Source organism: Janthinobacterium rivuli (assembly GCF_009208735.1).
Classification (GTDB): domain Bacteria; phylum Pseudomonadota; class Gammaproteobacteria; order Burkholderiales; family Burkholderiaceae_D; genus Janthinobacterium.
On sequence record NZ_WFLJ01000008.1, the window covers coordinates 236,634 to 251,634 of the forward strand.

Annotated in this window: 15 protein-coding genes and 2 pseudogenes; 11 read left to right on the forward strand and 6 right to left on the reverse strand. The window is 60.9% G+C overall.

Features of this window, described 5'->3' with window-relative positions:
* Window positions 1–32 precede the first annotated feature (32 nt).
* The 4 genes from GCN78_RS12940 to GCN78_RS12955 all read left to right on the forward strand — a co-directional run bounded on the left by GCN78_RS12940 (window position 33) and on the right by GCN78_RS12955 (window position 4,249).
* Complete coding sequence (locus GCN78_RS12940) at window positions 33–1,121, forward strand: substrate-binding domain-containing protein (RefSeq protein ID WP_226939610.1); 1,089 nt, start codon at window positions 33–35, stop codon at window positions 1,119–1,121.
* A 61-nt stretch (window positions 1,122–1,182) separates the two neighbouring features.
* Entirely contained in the window at window positions 1,183–2,697 is a 1,515-nt protein-coding gene (locus GCN78_RS12945) for a sugar ABC transporter ATP-binding protein (protein ID WP_152252075.1), read from the forward strand.
* Window positions 2,698–2,747: 50 nt separating this feature from the next.
* A complete protein-coding gene (locus GCN78_RS12950; protein WP_152252076.1) occupies window positions 2,748–3,803 on the forward strand; it encodes an ABC transporter permease in 1,056 nt (351 codons plus the stop codon).
* A gap of 11 nt (window positions 3,804–3,814) precedes the next feature.
* Complete coding sequence (locus GCN78_RS12955) at window positions 3,815–4,249, forward strand: RbsD/FucU family protein (protein WP_152252077.1); 435 nt, start codon at window positions 3,815–3,817, stop codon at window positions 4,247–4,249.
* A gap of 330 nt (window positions 4,250–4,579) precedes the next feature.
* On the opposite strand, the pseudogene GCN78_RS29655 reads toward GCN78_RS12955, so the two are convergent.
* Window positions 4,580–4,759 (reverse strand): annotated as a pseudogene (locus GCN78_RS29655) (hypothetical protein); the annotation flags it as partial.
* A 103-nt stretch (window positions 4,760–4,862) separates the two neighbouring features.
* Window positions 4,863–5,765 carry a LysR substrate-binding domain-containing protein gene (locus tag GCN78_RS12965; RefSeq protein ID WP_152252079.1) on the reverse strand — a complete coding sequence of 301 codons (903 nt, stop codon included), beginning with the start codon at window positions 5,763–5,765 and terminating at the stop codon, window positions 4,863–4,865.
* Between the two features lie 157 nt (window positions 5,766–5,922).
* Here GCN78_RS12965 and GCN78_RS12970 point away from each other — a divergent pair, with 157 nt between their 5' ends.
* From GCN78_RS12970 to GCN78_RS29660, 4 genes and pseudogenes are all read left to right on the forward strand, one after another.
* Window positions 5,923–6,468: a sugar ABC transporter gene (locus tag GCN78_RS12970; RefSeq protein WP_152252080.1), complete on the forward strand. Its 546-nt coding sequence runs from the start codon at window positions 5,923–5,925 to the stop codon at window positions 6,466–6,468.
* Window positions 6,469–6,474: 6 nt separating this feature from the next.
* A complete protein-coding gene (locus GCN78_RS12975; RefSeq protein WP_152252081.1) occupies window positions 6,475–6,804 on the forward strand; it encodes a hypothetical protein in 330 nt (109 codons plus the stop codon).
* Between the two features lie 21 nt (window positions 6,805–6,825).
* The gene (locus tag GCN78_RS12980; RefSeq protein WP_152252082.1) at window positions 6,826–7,665 is read left to right on the forward strand and encodes an MBL fold metallo-hydrolase; all 840 of its coding nucleotides are present in this window, start codon (window positions 6,826–6,828) and stop codon (window positions 7,663–7,665) included.
* A 252-nt stretch (window positions 7,666–7,917) separates the two neighbouring features.
* Window positions 7,918–8,010 (forward strand): annotated as a pseudogene (locus tag GCN78_RS29660) (oxidoreductase); the annotation flags it as partial.
* 246 nt (window positions 8,011–8,256) lie between these two features.
* On the opposite strand, the gene GCN78_RS12990 reads toward GCN78_RS29660, so the two are convergent.
* Entirely contained in the window at window positions 8,257–8,655 is a 399-nt protein-coding gene (locus GCN78_RS12990) for a winged helix-turn-helix transcriptional regulator (protein ID WP_152252084.1), read from the reverse strand.
* 95 nt (window positions 8,656–8,750) lie between these two features.
* On the opposite strand from GCN78_RS12990, the gene GCN78_RS12995 reads away from it, so the two are divergent.
* On the forward strand, window positions 8,751–9,161 hold the full coding sequence (locus GCN78_RS12995; protein ID WP_152252085.1) for a DoxX family protein: 411 nt from the start codon (window positions 8,751–8,753) through the stop codon (window positions 9,159–9,161).
* Window positions 9,162–9,175: 14 nt separating this feature from the next.
* Complete coding sequence (locus tag GCN78_RS13000; RefSeq protein WP_226939611.1) at window positions 9,176–9,928, forward strand: SDR family NAD(P)-dependent oxidoreductase; 753 nt, start codon at window positions 9,176–9,178, stop codon at window positions 9,926–9,928.
* A gap of 111 nt (window positions 9,929–10,039) precedes the next feature.
* Here the strand turns inward: GCN78_RS13000 and GCN78_RS13005 are convergent, their stop codons facing one another.
* Window positions 10,040–11,254 carry an MFS transporter gene (locus tag GCN78_RS13005; protein ID WP_152252086.1) on the reverse strand — a complete coding sequence of 405 codons (1,215 nt, stop codon included), beginning with the start codon at window positions 11,252–11,254 and terminating at the stop codon, window positions 10,040–10,042.
* Between the two features lie 9 nt (window positions 11,255–11,263).
* Complete coding sequence (locus tag GCN78_RS13010; protein ID WP_152252087.1) at window positions 11,264–12,355, reverse strand: alpha/beta hydrolase; 1,092 nt, start codon at window positions 12,353–12,355, stop codon at window positions 11,264–11,266.
* 224 nt (window positions 12,356–12,579) lie between these two features.
* On the opposite strand from GCN78_RS13010, the gene GCN78_RS13015 reads away from it, so the two are divergent.
* Window positions 12,580–13,473, forward strand: a complete 894-nt coding sequence (locus GCN78_RS13015; protein ID WP_152252088.1) for a LysR family transcriptional regulator — start codon at window positions 12,580–12,582, stop codon at window positions 13,471–13,473.
* Between the two features lie 273 nt (window positions 13,474–13,746).
* On the opposite strand, the gene GCN78_RS13020 is transcribed toward GCN78_RS13015, so the two are convergent.
* A complete protein-coding gene (locus GCN78_RS13020; RefSeq protein WP_152252089.1) occupies window positions 13,747–14,970 on the reverse strand; it encodes an FAD-dependent monooxygenase in 1,224 nt (407 codons plus the stop codon).
* Window positions 14,971–15,001: the final 31 nt, after the last annotated feature.

Genomic DNA, 15,001 nt, shown 5'->3' on the forward strand with positions numbered 1-15,001 from the left:
GGACCAGTACTACCTATATGGAGACAAGACAGATGAAAACATTGTTTAGCGCCTTGGCGCTGGCCGGAATGGCCGCGCTCGGCGGCAACGCCGCGGCAGCCCAGCCGGTGATCGGCGCCCTGATTCGCAACCTCGACGACCAGTTCCTCGGCGACTACGGCAGCAACCTGAAAAAGATCGCTGCCGCCAAAGGTGCCGAGCTGAAACTGATGGACGCCCACGGCGACATGGCGACCCAGCTCGACCAGCTCAACACCTTGCTTAGTCAGGGCGTCAAGTATTTCGTGGTGGTGCCGGTGGTGACCGAAGGCAGCGACCAGATCGCCCAGGCGATCGCGGCCAAGGGTGGTGGGGCAGCATTTTCCAACACGGCGCCGACGGTGAAGGCGCTCAAGACGGGGCGCAACTTCTTCCTCGCATCCTCGCCCGAATCGGTGGCTGGGCAGATTCAGGCCGGCATCGTCGACGACTACTTCAAGAAGTTTCCCGCCAAGCTGGGCCCCGGCAAGTCGATCAACCTGCTGATGCTGCTCGGCCAGTTGGGGCATCCGGCGCAGATCTACCGCACCCAGGCGGTGCTGGCGTCGCTGCAGCAGAAGGGCTACAAGGTCAATGTGCTGGCCAAGGACACCGCCAACTGGCAGCCGGAGGAGGCGCAGCAAAAGATGGACGCCTGGCTCAATGCCTACCGCGGCAAGTTCAACCTGGTGCTGGCGAATAACGATTCGATGGCGCTGGGCGCGGTCGAGTCGCTGGTCACCGCCAAGTATGTCGATGACCCGGCCCGGCCGGGCGTGGACGTCGACGGCGACGGCACCTCGTTGAGAGTACCGGTGATCGGCGTTGACGCCACCCCGGTGGCGCTGCGCTCGATGGCCGAGAAAAAACTCTACGCCACCGTGTTGCAGGACGCCGGCGAGCAGTCGGCGACGGCCTTTGAACTTGCCTACCTGATGGCCACCAAGGGCGCCGTCGGCGGCGCCACGGTGCGCGGCTACAAGCCGCTGGCCGTCGCCATCGACGAAGCGCCCGCCAACAACGCGGCAATCGTCGGGCAGGTCTATCTGGTGCCCTTCAAGGCCGTGACGCAGGAAAATTACAAGAGCTTCACGAAGAAGTGAGGCGGACCAGCAGCGCGCGCCGCGACGCCGGCCGCGCGCTGTGTCACTGGAGGGGACGAACATGGATGGAACGCCTTACGTTATTGAAATGAACAACATCAGCAAGCGCTTTCCCGGCGTGCAGGCGCTCGACGGCGTCACGCTGCGGCTGCGCCCGGGCAAGGTGCACGCGCTGATGGGGGAGAACGGCGCCGGCAAGTCGACGCTGATGAAGTGCCTGTTCGGCATGTATCGGCCGGATCAGGGCGAGGTGCGCTTGCGTGGCCAGGTGCGGCAGTTCCAGCATTCCCGCGACGCCCTCGATGCCGGGGTGGCGATGATCCATCAGGAGCTGGCCAACGCGCCGGCACGCTCGGTGCGCAGCAATCTGTGGCTGGGCCGCGAGCCGACCCGCCGGGTCGGGCCGCTGCGCCTGCTGGACCACCGCAAGATGCGCTCGGACACCGCCGCGCTGATGCGCAAGCTAGGCATGGACATCGATCCGGACGCCATCATCGGCGAGCTGTCGATTTCACACCAGCAGGCGTGCGAGATCGCCAAGGCGGTCGCCTACGACGCCGCCGTCGTCGTCATGGACGAGCCGACCTCGTCGCTCACCGACAAGGCGGCCGAGCAGCTGTTCCGCATCATTGGCGAGCTGACCCGGCGCGGCGTGGCGGTGGTCTACATTTCACACAAGATGCACGAAATTTTCCAGATCGCCGACGAGGTGTCGGTGATGCGCGACGGGCGCATGCTCGGCACCTACGACGCCGGCGCGATCGACGAGGAGCAATTGATCCAACTGATGGTCGGGCGCGAGTCGAGTCAGCGCTTTCCCCCGCTCGACAGTGTGCCAGGCGCGACACGCCTGAAGGTGAACGCGCTCAGCTCGCCCGACCCGCGCTCCTTCCAACAGGTCAGCCTGGAATTGCGCCGCGGCGAGATCCTCGGCATCGGCGGCCTGATCGGCGCCGGCCGCAGCGAGTTCGTCGAGGCCTTGTTCGGCCTGCGCCGGGTGGCCTCCGGCAGCATCGAGATCGACGGCAGGGCGGTGCGCATCGGCAGCAGCCGCGAGGCCATCGTCCGGCGCATGGGCCTGGTCACCGAGGACCGCCGCGGCTCTGGCATCTTCCCGCAGTTGTCGATCACCCGCAACACGGTGATCTGCTCGCTGGGGCGCTATATGGGCCGCTGGCGCACGCTGCAGCACGCCCGCGCTGGCGCCGAGGCGGCGCGGCTGAACCGCCAGCTCGGCACCCGCAGTGCCTCGATGGAGACGCCGATCGGCAGCCTGTCGGGCGGCAATCAGCAAAAGGTGCTGATCGCGCGCTGGCTGATGACCGATCCGGACATCCTGATCATGGATGAACCTACCCGCGGTATCGACGTCGGCGCCAAGTTCGAGATCTACTCGGTCATGGCCGAGCTGGCGCGGCAAGGCAAGTCGATCATCATGGTGTCGTCCGAAATGCCCGAGCTGATCGCCATGTCGCACCGCGTCATGGTGCTGTGCGAGGGCCGCCACACCGGCACTCTTGAACGCGCCCACGCCAGCCAGCACGAGATCATGCGCCTGGCCACGCAATACCGCTGACGCCGGCGCCGCCCCGCGCCGTCCCACATCACAAACGGAGACAATCTAGCATGAACACCCTGACCAAGGTGGCCGACGAGGCCGCCACCCCCGGCGCGCCCGCGCCCCGTCCCGCCCCGGCGCCGGCACCGGGCCGCCGCCTGCTCGCCTACCTGCGCGCGCGCACCAACCTGCTGACCTTTGTCGTGCTGGCCACGGCGCTGGCGCTGCTCACCGACGGTGCCTCGCTGTCGCCGGAATCGATCAAGAATCTGGCCGTGGCCGAGTCGGTGCGCGCCCTGGCCGCGCTGGGTGTAGGCATGATCATCATCACCCGCGGCATCGACCTGTCCATCGGCGCGGTAGTGTGTCTGGTCAGCAGCGTGGCCGCCTCGTTCGCCCAGAACAGCGACTACGCCGCCGCCCTGTATCCGGGCGTCGTGTTCCCGCTGTGGTTGCCGGTGCTGGCCGGCGTGCTGACCGGCGCCGCCTTCGGCCTGCTCAACGGCCTGCTGGTGGCGTTGGCGCGCATCCCGCCCTTCATCGCCACGCTGGGCACGATGTCGGTGGCCTTCGGCTGCCAATTGATCTACACCCGTGCCAACGTGGTCGGCAGCCTGACGGACGCCTACAAGGAAATCGGCCAGGGCGCCCTGTTCGGCATACCCCACCTGGCGCTGTTCGCGTTGCTGGCCGCCGCCGCCGTATACCTGATGCTGGCCCACACGCGCCAGGGCGCCAGCCTGTACGCCATCGGCGGCAACCCTGCCGCAGCGCGGGTATCGGGCATCAACGTCAAGCGGGAACTAGTGCTGGTGTATCTGTACGCGGGCGTCCTGTACGGCATCGCCGGCGTATTGCTGTCGAGCCGGCTCGGCCTGGCCAACGCCCTCACGGGACGGGGCATGGAGCTCGACGCCATCGCCGCCGTGACCATCGGCAGCGTCTCGCAAAGCGGCGGCATCGGCACCGCCGGCGGCATGGTGCTGGGCGTGCTGACGCTGGGGATCATCAACTACGGCATGACCTTCCTCGGCGTCGACTCCTACTTCCAGCTGGTGATCAAGGGTGGCATCATCATCGTCGCCGTCTACTTCGACATGAAAAAAACCGCCAGCGGCGAATAAGGGAGACAAACATGCTTGTTGGAATTCATCCCTGCGTCAGCCCCGAGCTGCTCTACGCCCTGGCGCGCATGGGCCACGGTGATGAGATCGCCGTGGTCGACGCCTACTATCCGGGCCACAGCAACAACGACCTGGTGATCCGCTGCGACGGCAGCACGGCGGCCGAGTTGCTGGCCGGCGTGCTGCCGCTGCTGTGCCTGGACGACTACGTTGCCGCGCCGGTGGCGATGATGCAGCCCGAAGCGCATGACCGCTGCGACCCGGAGCTGGAGCGCGACTTCCGCGCCGCCATCGACCGCTGCTGGCCGGGCACGCCGGCGATCGCCCACATTGCCCGCCAGGAGTTTCTGGCGCGCTCGCGCGCCGCCTTCGCCATCGTCGTCACCGGCGAGCGTCGCAAGTACGGCAACATGCTGCTACGCAAGGGCGTGCCGGGGCCACAATGAGCGCCATCGCCGACACCGTTGTCGCCGGCAAGTCGACGCTGATGAAGATTTTGAACAGCGTCTACCGCTAGGACGAAGGGTGAGGTGGTGCTGGCCGGGGTGTCGGCGCAGCTGTCCGGGGCCCGTTCGACGCAGGCGCTGGGCCTGGCGATCATCCATCAGAAGCTCAACCAGGTGGCCGAGCTGAGCTTCTGCGAGAATTTCTTTCTCGGGCGCGAGTTGCGCGGCCCGCTGCGCTGGCTGGCCGAACTGGGCCGGCGGCCCGATCCGGGCCGCCGGCTAGGAGAGTTACGTGTGGCCGAATGCCTGTTGCTGGAAATCGCCAAGGCCATGCTTTCGATGTCCAGCGCAACCAGCCAGGTCAGCGGTAGTCATCTGGCCACCTTCGCTGGCGATCTTGCTCAAGCGGTTTTGGCGTATCTGCCGTTCGATGCCAACAGGTTGGTCAAGCACCTGCCAGACTTTGAGGCATTCGATGTGCTCAGGCATGTGGCTCGAGTTCGGCTTGGCGATTCAGTCCAGCACATCAAGGCGAGGCTCAAGATGGCTCTGGCTTTACACTTGCCAGTATCACGCTTGGCCTCCTTGTTCCTGGTCGACGATGGTGCTGCGATCAATGTCGTGTCGACGATGGTTTCTTGGCTTCGTCTAGTAACCATTGAGCAAACGCTTTGATTGGCTCCCCGCTTAATCCGACCGACTCAGGAAGGATGAGACAGAAGGTTTTGGAAATTGTTTTTCCCTCTGGCCATGGAGCGACCAACCGTCCTTGAGCAAGTTCGGTTTCAACGTAGAGGCGCGGTACTAACGCGACACCGAGGCCAGCCAACGCAGCTTCGATCAACATCGCATGAAGATCGTAGCGCGCACCAATCGCTGGATTGGTCAGAGGGATTCCAGTCTCTTCGGAGTAGCGTTGCCAAGCCTCGGGGTTCTGTCGCCGGTGCAGGCGCGGTAGGTTATCCAGTACGGTTGTGCCTTCGTCTCCTGTCAGAATTTCTGGATGGCAAATCGGAACCAACACCTCATCCAAAAGGTGGTGAGTCCTCATTCCCGTCCAGGCCGGATGCTCGAAATGGATTGCGGCATCGAACCCGCTGCCGGCAAGGACGAAGGGGTCCATGCGTTCGGCAAGATGCACAGTGATGTTCGGATGCTTCTGCTGGAATTGTGACAAGCGAGGAATGAGCCACCGCATCGCGAAAGTCGGGATGACGGCTATGTCGAGGCTAGCACCATCGACTGGCTGTCCCATCAGGTACTGGCTGTCTCGCTCCAGCCGGTCGAGGGACTCGCGCACTTGCGCCGCATAGCGCTCCCCGTTGGGCAACAGCCGGACGCGATTTCCGACTCGCTCAAACAACATCACGCCGAGAAAGGCTTCCAGTCGGCCAATCTGACGGCTGATGGCCCCTTCCGTCAGTGACAACTCCGCCGCCGCTCGGGCGAAACTGCCATGGCGGGCGGCGGCCTCGAATGCCATCAGTGCAGCGTTGCTGGGGATCTTCCTGCGCATGAGAGTTCCTGATACAGAGCAAGGCAATGACTCACCTTGATTTTTAATCATGGAAGCATACCAAAAAATCGATTTATACGGCGAAATTCAGGTCGCATAATGACTGAACATCAACAAGGAACGCCGGCGCGCAACGCTGCCGGTCACAAATGATCTTATGATTTATACAGTCGAATGCAGCTTTGCCGATCCAGCCAGTGAAGCAGAGTGGAATCATTTCTACAGTCTGGAAAAACTGCCCGCACTCATTTCAGTGAGCGGGTTCCATACCTCGCAGCGCTTCAAAGCCTTGAGCGCCGGATGCCCTGTCTACCTCGCCATGCATACGATCGACGATCTCGATGTACTTCATGGAGATGAGTATCGCCGGAAAGGCGGCGGCAATTTCGCGCGCTGGCAGCAGCACATCAGCGACTGGCACCGCAATCTCTATGGCGGCTTTGACCGCGCACCTGCCATCGGTCAAGACGAACTTCTGGTGACGAGTACAGTCGGCCCTGAGCCGCTCATCGAAATGGGCCTCATTCCTTACCGGATGCAAGCTGTCGCATTGGAGAGGTTCCCTGAACATCGATGGATGGCGAAGATGGGGCGCACCATTGACCTCGGCATGGAACATCTTCCGAAGGGCGTCCATCTGTATGCGCCTATGACCGGCCAATTGACGAGTGGCAGTGACATCGCTCTCCAAATCTCGCGGTAGAGCCAAATGCCCAACGTTACGATTTTCATACCAAGCGAAAAGATGCCGTCAGATGGAAATCTGGCGGAACTCACCGATCAATGCACCCAACTTTGCACAGGGATGCTTCAAGCTGCGCTGGCGAATGTACACATCATCTATGTTGCTGTCCGTCATGGTCGGGGGAATCATCAGGCATATGCAGAAATCAAATACCGCCTTGAACCGTTCAGGACGAAACCCGTCATGGATTTCTTTATGGAAAAACTGGATGACATCATCAAAGGAAATACCGGCCTTACTGCACGCATCCGTTGCTTTGGCTACGCGGCCCAGGCCATTCATGCACGCAACTGAATATTAGTGAGGAATACGTCAATGGATCACATACAATTTCCAAGCCAACAGATTGGAGAGTTTTCGATCACGGCCATCAGTGACGGATACCTTTCCGCCAGTCTCGATTTACTCTCCAATATCGATTTGTTGGATGCGTCAAAGTTGCAGCAAGACGCAGGTGTGAACGACCCCTCTTCCATTCATATCAACTGCTATTTGGTTCGCGGCCGGGGCCGTACAATTTTGATTGATGCAGGGGCAGGGGGATTCAAGCAATGGGGCGGCAAGCTGAAAGTGAATCTTGCACTTGCTGGTGTACAACCCTCCGACATTGACACGATTCTTCTGACGCATGCACATCCCGATCATGTCGGGGGGCTGCTTGATTCGTCAGGAGAAGCAGCCTTTCCCGATGCGGAGTTAGTGATCCACCAGCATGAGGTTTCTTTCTGGGAAGACGATAGCAATCTCAGCCGAGCCAGTGAGCGCGCTCGCGGAAACTTTCTGTTTGTTCGGAAGGTGTTTGACCAGTATCGGGAGAAGATGCGCCTGTTTACCGATAATGAAGTTCTCCCAGGTATTAGTGCCATGCCACTACTAGGGCATACCGCAGGGCATTCTGGTTATCGCATCGAATCCGCTGACCGTAGCCTGTTGATCTGGGGGGATATTGTTCATTTCCCTCAAATCCAGATTGCGCGTCCCGACGTATCCATCGCATTCGACCAAGATCCGCTGCTTTCGGCCAAAACACGTTCAAAACTGCTGGATGTGGTCAGCTCGGACAACATCCTCATCGCCGGCATGCACCTTGGCGAACTCGGCTTCGCGCACATCCAACGCAAAGGCAATCTCTACAGGATAGTCTACGAAGCTTAGCGGCCAGTAAAGATGCCTGTGATGCGCCAACCGCAGGGAATGAGGTGAATGACACCACGACGCTTGCTACTCACGATCACCGAAATGCTAGGCAAGGTCGACGTGCGCGCTGAAGAACCGATCAACCGGCGACGCGACCGCACGTCGACCATCACCGTGCGCGGCGCCATCGCCGATGGCTTGCAGCCCCCGGACGTGTCCGGTGCTATTACAAGGCAGCTTCAGCCTATAATCGACAAGCTGCCGGCTGGCTATTCTGCCTCCAGGCATGTGGTGGAGGGGCTGTCAGAAACGCTGGATCATGAATTGCGCCAGTTTGGCGTTCGTGTCACATTGGTCGCTCCGCGGGCGCAAGCTTCGGCGGAAGATGATGCTAGATCAGCTAATGCACGTCGCTTCTCGGCCTATGCGATTAACGCTCGCATCGACGGCCCTGGTGCATAGTCCGTACCCAATCGGACGTACCTGCAACTCTCCAACACGGGATGCTCGCAAAGTAAGAGGAGGGAGGCCGTTCAGCGTTGAGTCATAAAGCGTTGCCAATTCAGAAGCCAGGATGAAATCGGGCAACAAAGAGCGGCATGTTCGCTATCATGACGGCGTCTTTGCACTTGGCGCCCGCGCTGTGCGGCCACGCATGGCCGGCCTGACTGGCACGCTTTGCCCATACTCACTCCACCAAGCCATGAGCGCTGCCATCGTCGGGCCGAGCCCGCGGGCTTTTTCCGTGATTTCGTATTCGACCCGTGGCGGCACTTCCGCAAACACCGTGCGCGACACCAGACCGTCCGCCTCCAGCTCGCGCAGTTGCGCCGTCAGCATGTGCTGAGTGATGCCTGGAATGGCCTTGCGCAATTCTCCGAAGCGGTACAGGCGCTGATTGAGCAGCCACATGATTTCCAGTTTCCACTTGCCTGAAAGCAAGGAAAAGGCGCGTCGCATTTCCTCGTGCATATTCAGCTGCATCTCTCCATTAGTCTGCTTTTCCATACTAAGCCCCATTTTTTCATCCTACTTGTGGGCATTCATATTAGTCGATAGTCTGGCTGCATGTCCAACTCTTACGCTGAATAGCAAAAAAACCCATGGCTCTTACCTACACATATTGGATCAGCACTGCACTGCTGTCGCTGCTCTATTTCGCATCTGCCTTGATGTACATCGCCAAGGGCGCCTTTGTCAGGCAAGCGCAGGCGGAGTTAGGCTACGCGTCCTCGCACCTCGTACCCTTCATGATCGTAGTGAAGATACTCGGACCTGCCGCCATTCTGTGGCGCTTCAACGTCGCGCTCAGTGATCTCGCCTATGCCGGCATCTTCTATCACCTGGTCTTGTCCGGTTTGGCACATCTGGGCGTGCGCAAACCCAAAGGCGCCATTCCTGCGGCCGTTGGCCTCATCCTCCTGGCGGCGTCCTTCGCGACACAAAATGCCGCTCGTGACATTGCTTCGCCGTACGCACCAGCCGTGACGGCGATCCAAACCCCTCTCAACTAATGGAAACGACTCTAATGGAAACGAACATGTATCGACTCAATAACAAAGTAGCCATCATCTTCGGTGCCGGTCGCGGTATCGGACGTGCCACCGCCAAACTGTTCGCGGCAGAAGGCGCGAAAGTGGCGGTGCTCTCGGTGACGCAGGCGAATATTGATGCCGTCGTGGCCGACATCGAAGCGGCAGGCGGCACGGCCATCGGCGTGCGCTGCGACGTTAGCGATGGCGATCAAATCAAGGCTGCAGTGGATCAGGTGGCCGATACCTGGGGCCGTATCGACATTCTCGTCAACAATGCCTTCGATCCATCCTCGGTTGCGTCGTCGGTGCTCGATCTCTCGGTTGAGCAGCTGCAACGTAATTTTGAGATGGGGCCAATCGCTTATCTGCGGACGATGCAAGCTTGCTATCCCCATCTGAAGGCCAGCGGTGAAGGTCGCGTCATTAACCTCGCCTCGTTGGCGGGTGTCCTCGGCATGGTGGCTTATGCCCCCTATAACATGGCCAAGGAAGCCGTGCGCGCACTGACGCGATCCGCTGCGCGCGAGTGGGGCGCCGACAAGATCACCGTGAACAACGTCTTGCCGATCGCCGATACCTGGGGCGCAGCCGATGTGCCGCCGCCTGCCAATGCACTCGCCCGCCATGGCTCGCCGCAGCAGGACGTCGCACCGGTGGTTCTGTTCCTCGCCAGCAAGGATGCGCAGTTCATCACCGGCTACAGCCTCACGCCCGATGGCGGAATGATCATCGACGCTGCGCGTTGAGGCGCGGGCCACTCCGGATGGCCGGCGTTCGCTCTTGCCGGGCCGCTGGATGCCGTGCGCCGTTACGAACCGCTGGCTTGCGCGCAGTCATTGCTTGCTCCGGTGAATGGATCAGCTTGCCCGCAGCGCTAGCGCACGCGAGGTCAGGAAGGCTGCCAGCAACAGTACGGCCGCGCTGGCGATAAACGTGCTCTGGTATCCACTCCTGTCGAACAGCAGACCGCCGAGCGTGGAACCCAGGGCGATGGCGAGTTGCACGACGGCCACCATCAGCCCGCCACCCGCCTCTGCATCCCGGGGCAGCGTTATTGCCAGCCAGGACCACCAGCCTACCGGCGCGGCAGTCGCGACCATGCCCCAGATGCCCAGCAGTGCCGCCACGGCAGCGACCTTGCTGCCAAAGAGGGTCAGCGCCACCGCGATCAATGCCATCAGGATGGGAATGGTAACCAGTGTCCGGGAGAAATTCCACTTCAGGAACTTGCTGATGACGGTGGTGCCGATAAAGCCGCCTACGCCAATTGCCAGCAGAATCAGCGACAAGGTGGATATGCCTACCCGCGTCACGCTTTCAAGGAATGGCCGCAAATAGGTGAACAAGGCAAACTGACCCATGAAAAACGTGCTGACAGCGAGCATGCCCAGGGCAACCTTCGGATCCCGAAGCAGTCTGAAGGCGTTGCCGGAATCCGCCGAGGCAGTCTGGGGTGGCATGGAAGGCAGGCTGATCCACTGCCAGACAAAGGCAATCAACGCCACTGGCACCAGGCAAAAGAAAGCACCACGCCATCCGACGACGGAACCGAGATAACTGCCCAGGGGTGCGGCGACGACGGTCGCCAGCGCATTGCCGCCATTGAAGATGGCCAAGGCACGCGGCACCTGATGGGAGGGCACAAGGCGCATCGCGGTGGCTGCCGACAGGGACCAGAATCCGCCAACCACCACGCCGATCAGCGCACGTCCCAGCATGTACAGAAAATAGTTCGGCGCCATCGCGACAACGGCCCCTGAGGCGGCCATCAGTGCGGTCAGCCCCAGCAGGAGCATTTTGCGATTCATGCTGCCAGCCATGGTGGAAATCGACAGGCTGGTGAGCACTGCAAACGCGCCGGAAATGGCAATTCCCTGTCCCGCCATGCCTTCGCTGACCCGGAGATCCCTGGCCATGGGCGTCAACAGGCTGACGGGCATGAACTCCGAGGCGATCAGCGCGAAAACGCACAGCGTCATGGCGAAGACCCCGCCCCACATGGCCGCCTGCGTACCGGCGTCAGCGTGCCCCTGCACGCCATCCGGGATCGTGCTGCTTATTGGTGTTGTCATGGTATGGGCCTATGCCAGATTCTTGTGGAAGAATGCGTTCAACTCCTCCCAGGGGATGAGTTTCACCCGGTCATACAGATCCACGTGCCCGGCGCCTGGCACGATCACCAGTTCCTTGGGCCGGGCCGAAAGCCGGAAAGCCTCTTCGCTGAATTCCCGGGAATGCGCCTGGTCGCCCGTGATAAACAGCATGGGACGCGGCGAAATCGTCTCGATGTCGTTGAACGGGTAAAAGTTCATGAACTTGACGTTGCTGATCAGCGTCGGGTGCGTCGTCAGTTCGCGCGACGACCCTGCCGGGGTGAACTCGCCGCGCTCGGTGCGATAAAAGTCGTAGAACTCGCGCTGGATCGGATGCGTATTGCCATTAAGTTTGTGCACGGTTCCGCCGGTGTACTTGATGGCGCCACCGGTAAATTCCACGTAGCGCTGTTGCGCCGCCTCGGCAATGATCTGCTTGCGTTGCTCCAGCGTCTGCGAATGGTGCAGTGCATTGCGGTTGGCGGCGCCCATATCGTACATGCTGACAGTGGCAATGGCCTTCATGCGCGGATCGATCTTGGCGGCACTGATGACGAAACTGCCGCTGCCGCAAATGCCGAGAACGCCGATCCGCTCCCTGTCGACGAAAGGCTGGGTGCCCAGATAGTCCACCGCCGCGCTGAAGGCTTCGGCGTAGATGTCCGGCGCTACGGTATTGCGTGGCTGGCCGGCGCTTTCGCCCCAGAACGACTGATCGATGGCCAGGGTTACGAAACCCTGCTCGGCCAGTTTCTGCGCGTACAGATTCGAGCTTTGCTCCTTTACCGCGCCCATCGGGTGGCCGATGATGATCGCGGGATGCCCGGCATTGCGGTTGAGATCCTTGGGCGTGAACAGATCGCCGACGACCTGCATCTGGTACTGGTTGTTGAAACTGGCCTTGCGCGCAGTGACTGTCGCGCTCCTGTAAAAGTTGTCAGCGTTGTTGGACATGTCCGGCACGGGCCTGTTATCGGCGGCGAAAACTGGACTAGCGGCAACGGAAAGGCTGCCCAGCACGGCCATGCCGGTGCCAGCAGTCTTCAGGAAATCACGGCGTGCTACATCATCTATGGTCATGTCTGCTTCTCCAGTTCGTTAGGTATGGGGCACGTTGTAGGTGTGGACGTGCATCGTACGTCGCGCTTAACGCACCTGCGCACCGAAATCTCGAACAGGTATATGTGTAACAGCCATGAATGTTCTGTATATTTATATTAAAAATCACACATTCCACTTGGTATCATCCCTTGCCAGGCCCCACGACGGGATACCTTTAACAGCCGGTTTCAGGAATTATTCAAATGGCCAGAGATAATATTATTGATATTCTTATATTTTTCGAGGTCGCTCGCGAACGCAGTTTCACCCGTGCCGCCATCAAGCTGGGCATGTCCCAGTCCACACTCAGTCACATCATTCGGGATCTGGAAGCCCGGCTGGGTGTGCGGCTGCTCAATCGTACGACCAGGAGTGTTTCGCCGACCGAAGCAGGCGAGCGCCTGCTGACCAATGTCGCGCCGCGGCTGGACGAGGTCCATGCCGAAATCGCCGCTGTCAGCGATTTGAATGGCAAGCCGGCGGGAACAGTGCGTATCACCGCCATCGACCATGTGATTGATACCCTGCTGTGGCCAAGGCTGGCACCAGTGCTGCCTCATTATCCTGACCTGAATATCGAGATTCAGTCAGATTACAAGCTGATCGATATTGCGGCGGACCGTTATGACATCGGGGTGCGCTATGGAGATCAAGTGGCGGACGACATGATTGCCGTGCGGCTCACGCCCGACATTCCTACCATGATCGTTGGCTCGCCTGCCTACTTCTCCTGGCATGCGCAACCCGCCAATTTGCAAGACCTGATGAAGCACAACTGCATCACGCTGCGGCTCGCAGGCAGTGGCGGCATCTACGCGTGGGAACTGCAGCATGATGGACGTAACGTGGAAGCCAGGGTGAGCGGGCAGGCCGTGTTTACCAGCGCCGTGCCCATGGTGCAAGCGGCCTTGAGCGGCAATGGCCTGGCGTTCGTCACGGAAGACCTGGTGGCGGGACATATACGTGAAGGCCGATTAATCAGCGTTATGAGCGACTGGTGCGGAAGGTTTCCTGGCCTCCATGCGTACTATCCCAGCCGCCGCCACGAATCGAGGGCACTTCGGATTGTTGTCGAAGCTATTCGTCACAAGCAGTAAGCCAAGGGAGTTGATCGTCAGATCAGGCCGCGCCTGAATGGGTGTGTCCGAGGCGCTGGCCATACAGATCATTTCTTTGACCGTCTGCCACTGGCCGCTTACCGTCTTCGGCAGCTTACCTATGATACGCCCAGCTGCCGGGTCAGACTTTGTTGGCCAGTAGAGCATATCAGGTGGTTATCAAATGAAAACGTCCGAAAATGCCCGGTTCGCTCAATAGTGAGGCGTCTCGCGGCCGGAGACGCCATGCGATGTTTACATTGGCACAGTCTTTCAGAGGCGGTACAGACTGCCGGAGCCAACGCTGTCCGCCGGCGTGCCGTCCGTGCAGCCGGCCATCGGCAAACCTTGCGCCCATCCTGCTGCCAAGGCATGCACGTCACGCAAGGGATCGGACGCCTTGGCGCGCTCATTGCGAATGCGGCAGGTTTCAGGATCAGTGGCAAACAGACCGCGCGCGAAAACGCGACCCTGCTCGGCCAGCTTCGCGGTCTTCGGCCCGCGGATCTGCGCGAAGCGCAGCAAGGCGTCATCGAGGCAGCCGTCCGTCCCAACCAGACACCGCGCCAGATGCCAGGCGTCTTCCAGCGCCTGACAGGCGCCCTGGCCAGATGTCGGCAACGGCGCGTGCGCCGCATCCCCCACGAGCAGCACATTCGCCCGGCTCCACGTGTGCAGCGGCTCCAGGTCGTGCACGGCGATCAGTCGGATGGCATGCGCCGGTGTCGCCTGGATGATGCGGGTGACAGGCTCCGGCCATCCCGCGAACAGATCCTCAATCTCCTTACGCATATCCGCTGCGGGCGCCGCCCCCGGCAATGGCCGTGCCTGCGCCGCCGCCCAGTAGACCAAATCCGGCCGGACCGCCACGCAACCGAAGCGATCCCCCGAGCCCCAATAATCCCGAATCGCGATATCGCCCACCAATGCACGCTGCGCCTGCGCCACACCCACCCAGTTCACGAAGCCCTGATAAACTGGCGTGTTGTCCCCCGCGACGAACCGGCGTGCCACCGAGTCCATGCGGCCATCGGCGCCGATCAGCAGATCCGGACGAATGCTTACCCCGTTTTCGAACCGCGCCACGGCTTTGCCGCCAGCATCGAGGTCGATCGCCACCGCCCGATGCCCGAATTCTACCGGGATCCCGGCCTGTGCCGCATGATCCAGCAGTACCGCTTGCAAGTCCCGGCGCAAAATCGTATGGGTCGGATGTCCCATCATCTGGTCCAGCAGCGCAATATCGATGCCCCCCAAAGAATTGCCCGCGGCATCCTGACGGTGCATGGCCACTGGCCGGCCTCCCACTGCAGCGATGTCTTGCAGCAGCCCTAGTTCCTCTAGCACAAAGCCGGCATTGGGCCAGAGCGTAACGCCAGCCCCCATCGTCGCAGGCTCCGCCCGGCGCTCATATACCCGGGGACTATACCCCTGCTTGCTCAAGGCAAGCGCCACACTCAACCCTGCAATACCGCCGCCAAGTATTCCGATTTCCATGCTGAAGCTCTCCTATTCAATTCGTCCCGAC